Origin of the sequence: Candidatus Methylomicrobium oryzae, assembly GCF_016745425.1 — a bacterium.
Lineage (GTDB): Bacteria > Pseudomonadota > Gammaproteobacteria > Methylococcales > Methylomonadaceae > Methylomicrobium > Methylomicrobium oryzae.
Genome location: NZ_JAERVK010000037.1, coordinates 1 through 4,590, shown reverse-complemented (window position 1 = coordinate 4,590; position 4,590 = coordinate 1). Strand labels below are relative to the sequence as shown.

Annotated in this window: 1 protein-coding gene; it reads left to right on the top strand. The window is 64.3% G+C overall.

The window, feature by feature from the left end:
* The coding region (locus JJL52_RS20900; RefSeq protein ID WP_202054459.1) for a non-ribosomal peptide synthetase at window positions 1-4,590 on the top strand (4,590 nt) is incomplete at both ends.

Sequence of the window (4,590 nt, the reverse complement as noted above, 5' to 3'; positions counted from 1 at the left end):
TCGAACGGCTGGCCGGCCATTACTCCTACCTGCTCGGACAACTGCTGGCCCAGCCCGAAGCGCCGATTGCCGCGCACCGGCTGCTCGGCACCGAAGAAACCGAACATCTCCAGGCCTGGAACACCTGGGCTAAGCGCTACGACCCTTCTACGCCGGTGCACGAACTGATCCGGCGCCAGGCCGAGGCGCAGCCTGATACGATTGCGCTGATCGCTGACGGCACCCGCCTGCGCTATGCCGAACTGGAGGCCCAGGCCAACCGCTTGGCGCACCGGCTGATCGGCCTCGGCCTGGGCCGGGAAGACCGGGTGGCGCTGCTGCTGCCGCGCGGCGTGGAGACGATCGTGGCGATGCTGGCGGTGTGGAAAGCGGGCGGGGCCTACCTGCCGCTCGACCCCGAGCAACCCGAACAGCGGCTGGCCGAGATGATTGACGAGGTCGGGGTGCGCTTAGTGCTGCATCAAGGCCATGCCCTCGCCCACGGCGGCGGGCTGAATCTGACCGGCCTGGACCTGTCTGCCGAACCGACTGCCCCGCCCGAGGTGGCCATCCACCCCGAGCAGCTGGCCTACCTGATCCTGACCTCCGGCTCCACCGGCACCCCCAAAGGCGTGGCCGTGGCGCACGGGGCGTTGAGCCGGCATTGTCTAGCGATCGGCGAGCGTTATGCGATGCAATGCGACGATGTGGCCCTGCATTTTGCCGCCTTCACCTTCGATGCGGCGATGGAGCAATGGCTGGTGCCGTTGATTAACGGTTGCCGCTTGTTGATACGCGAGGAGATGTGGAGCGCCGACCAAGCCTACGATACGTTGATCCGCCACGGCGTGACCTGGTTCGAGATGCCGCCCGCCTATCTGATCGAAATCGCCCGCTGGGCCGAACCGCGCGGTTTGCGCCTGCCGCTGCGCGCCTGCTCGGTCGGCGGCGAAGCCGTATCCAAGGAAGGTTTGGCACAGATCCGCCGTTTGGTCGGCGACGCGCCGATCCTGAACGGCTATGGCCCTACCGAAACCTTGATTACGCCTTTGGTGTGGACCGCATTGCCGGACAGCGTCTGCGACACCGCCTATGCGCCGATCGGCACCGGCGTCGGCGAGCGCACGCTTTATGTACTGGACAGGGATCTGAATCCCTTGCCGTCGGGTGCGATCGGCGAACTCTATATCGGCGGCCCGTGCCTGGCGCGCGGCTACCACCATCGGACGGGTCTGACCGCCGAACGCTTCCTGCCCGACCCGTTCGCGGCCGACGGCGGCCGGCTCTACCGCACCGGCGATTTGGTTCGCTTTCATAACGACGGCAACGTCGATTATTTCGGCCGTAACGACCAGCAAATCAAGTTGCGCGGTTTCAGAATCGAGTTGGGCGAAATCGAAGCCCAGGCCCTGGCGCATCCCGGCGTCGCCGAGGCCGTAGCAGTAGCGGACGGCGAGGGTAGCGCCAAGCGTTTATTGCTCTACGCGGTCGGCGCAACCGATGCCGAGAGTCTGAAAAAACATCTGTGCCAACGCCTGCCGGACTACATGGTGCCGGCGCACGTGCAAATGCTGGCGCAACTGCCGCGTTTGACCAGCGGCAAGCTGAACCGTCATGCCTTGCCCAAGCCGGATTGCCTGGCCGGCGACGCCTACCGGGCGCCGCAATCCCAGGCCGAGCGCGATTTGGCGGCGATTTGGCAGGCGGTGCTCGGTGTCGATCGAGTCGGCGCCGACGACAATTTTTTCGAATTGGGCGGCGATTCGATCATGGCGATCCGGCTGGTCAGCCGCGCCCGCCAAGCCGGCTGGTCGCTTACCCCCAAGGATTTGTTCCTGCACCAGACCGTGGCCAAACTGGCGGCCAATGCACAGGCGATGCCGGCGCAAGCAATGATTGATCAGCCGATCGAAGTCGCCGGTGAAGCGCCGTTGACGGCGATCCAGGCGCAGTTTTTTGCGCAGGAGATGCCCAAGCGCAGCCATTGGAATTTGTCGCTGCTGTTGCAACCGACTTTTGCATTCGACGCCGCTCGATTGGCGGGCGCGGTTGGCCGTTTGATTGAACACCACGACGGTTTGCGCCTGCGTTACCGTTTGGAGCAGGGCGCTTGGCGCCAATATTACGCCGAGGCCGGTGCGGCGCCGGCGTTCGAACATCTGTACGCCGCAGACGTCGTCGCCGTGGCCGCGCTGGCGGATCGGGTTCAACGCAGCCTGGATTTGGAGCACGGCCCATTGTTCAAAACCGTCTTGATCGAGGTTGCCGACGGCAGCCAGCGCCTCTTGCTGGCCGCGCACCATTTGCTGGTCGACGGCGTGTCCTGGCGCATTTTGCTGGAAGACCTGCAAGCCTTGTATGGCGGAGCCGAATCGCTGCCGGCCAAGACCGCGCCGATGCAACAATGGAGCCGGCGGCTGCACGACTACGCCGCTGACGAAACCCTAAAGGAGCAATTGCCTTACTGGCAAGCCGTATTGCGAAGCGCCGCCGAACCGCCGAAAGATTTTGCGCAAGACAACGGCCGCTTCGGCGACGCGCGCACCTTGACGCTGGAAATCGACGCCGAATGGACGCACCGCTTGTTGACGCAAGCCTCCGCCGCCTACCGAACCCGAATCAACGACTTACTGCTGACGGCGTTGGCGCGGGTGTTGAACGGCTGGTGCGGCGGCGACGTGGCCGTGGACTTGGAAAGCCACGGCCGCGAGCACGGCTTCGACGGCATCGACCTGAGCCGCAGCGTCGGCTGGTTTACCAGCGTTTATCCGGTCAGGTTAACGGCCGTTGCGGACATCGGCGCGGCGATCAAGGCCGTCAAGCAAACCCTGCGCGGCGTGCCGGATGCCGGTTTGGGGTTTGGCGTATTGCAGTATCTGGCCGGCGACGGCGAGCGCGCGGCGCTGAATGCCTTGCCGCAAGCGAAAATAGGCTTCAACTATTTCGGCAAAATCGACGCCGAAGCCGGCCATTTTGCGCTGGCCCCGGAAACGGCCGGCGACGACCACGATCCCGAGGCGCCGCTGCCGTACCGGCTGGAAATCAACGCCCGGGTGGTGGGCGGCGTGCTGCAATTGCGTTGGCGTTACAGCGCAAGCCAATACCGCGATGAAACCGTGCAGACGCTGCTGGACCGTTACCGCGACGAACTGCTGGACATCGTTGCGCATTGCCTGAGCGGGGCCTCCGGCGCCACGCCGTCGGATTTCCCCCTGGCCGGCTTGAGCCAAACGCAACTCGACGCCCTGCCGCTGGCGATTGCCGAGATCGAAGACCTTTATCCGCTGTCGCCGATGCAGCAGGGTATGCTGTTTCACGATCTTCTGTCCCCCGAAACGGGGGTTTACGTCAACCAGATGAGTTTGGACATCGACGGCCTGGACAGCGACCGTTTCGCCGCCGCCTGGCATCGGGCCGTTACGCGGCATCCGCTGTTGCGCAGCGGTTTTTTGTGGCGCGGCGAGTCCGAACAGCCGTTGCAAGCGGTTTACCAACAGGTGCTGTTGCCGTTGGACGTTCTCGATTGGCGCGGCCGGGAAACCGGCGAGGCGGATTTACAGCGCTTGCGCGACCAGGACCGGGCACGCGGCTTCGAGCACGCCCGGGCGCCGTTGATGCGGATGATATTGGTCAGGCTGTCGGAATGGCGCTGGCATTGGATTTGGACCAGCCACCACATGCTGCTCGACGGCTGGAGCACTTCGCAGCTGTTAGGCGAAGTTCTGGACGATTATGTCGGCAACGCGCGCCGCAGCGGTGCAGCCTCGTACCGCGATTACATCGCCTGGCTGAGCCGCTGCGATGCGGCTGCCGGCGAGACTTTCTGGCGCGGGCGTTTGTCGGCGTTGGAAGAGCCGACCTTGTTGGCCGACGCGCTGGCCAAGCCGGCGGCCGGCCAAGGCCACGGCAGCCTTGTTTACCGCCTGGATGCGGCGGCGACGGCCCGTTTGCAGGCCTTTGCCCAGCAACAGCGCGTCACGCTGAATACGGTGCTGCAAGCGGCCTGGGCTTTGCTGCTCGGCCGTTATTGCGGCCGCGACACGGTGGCGCTGGGCGCGACGGTATCGGGGCGGCCGGCCGATTTGCGCGGCGTGGAGGGCATCGTCGGCTTGTTTATCAACACTTTGCCGTTGATTGCGCGGCTCAAAGCCGAACAACGGGTCGGCGACTGGCTGCGCGATTTGCAGCAGGAAAACCTGGCGTTGCGCGACTACGAGCATACGCCGCTCTACGATGTGCAGCGCTGGGCCGGACAGGCGGGCGCGGCCCTGTTCGATACCTTGCTGGTGTTCGAAAATTTTCCGGTCGACGCGGCATTGAAAAACAGCGAAAGCGGTTTGCGCTTCGGTATGCCTCGTCACGTCGATACCACACATTATCCATTGACCTTGAACGTCAGCATCGGCGAATCGCTGGGCCTGGCCTACGGTTATTGGCTGGACCGCTTCGACGGCGAGGCCGTGGCCGGCATCGCCCGGCATTTTCAACACTTGTTGTTTGAGCTGACCGGTGGTGTCGAATGCCGTTTGGGCGAATTGCTGCTGCCGACCGACCAAGAACGCGTGCGCCAGATGTCCTGGAACAAGACGGCGGCGGTCTATCCGGCAGGTT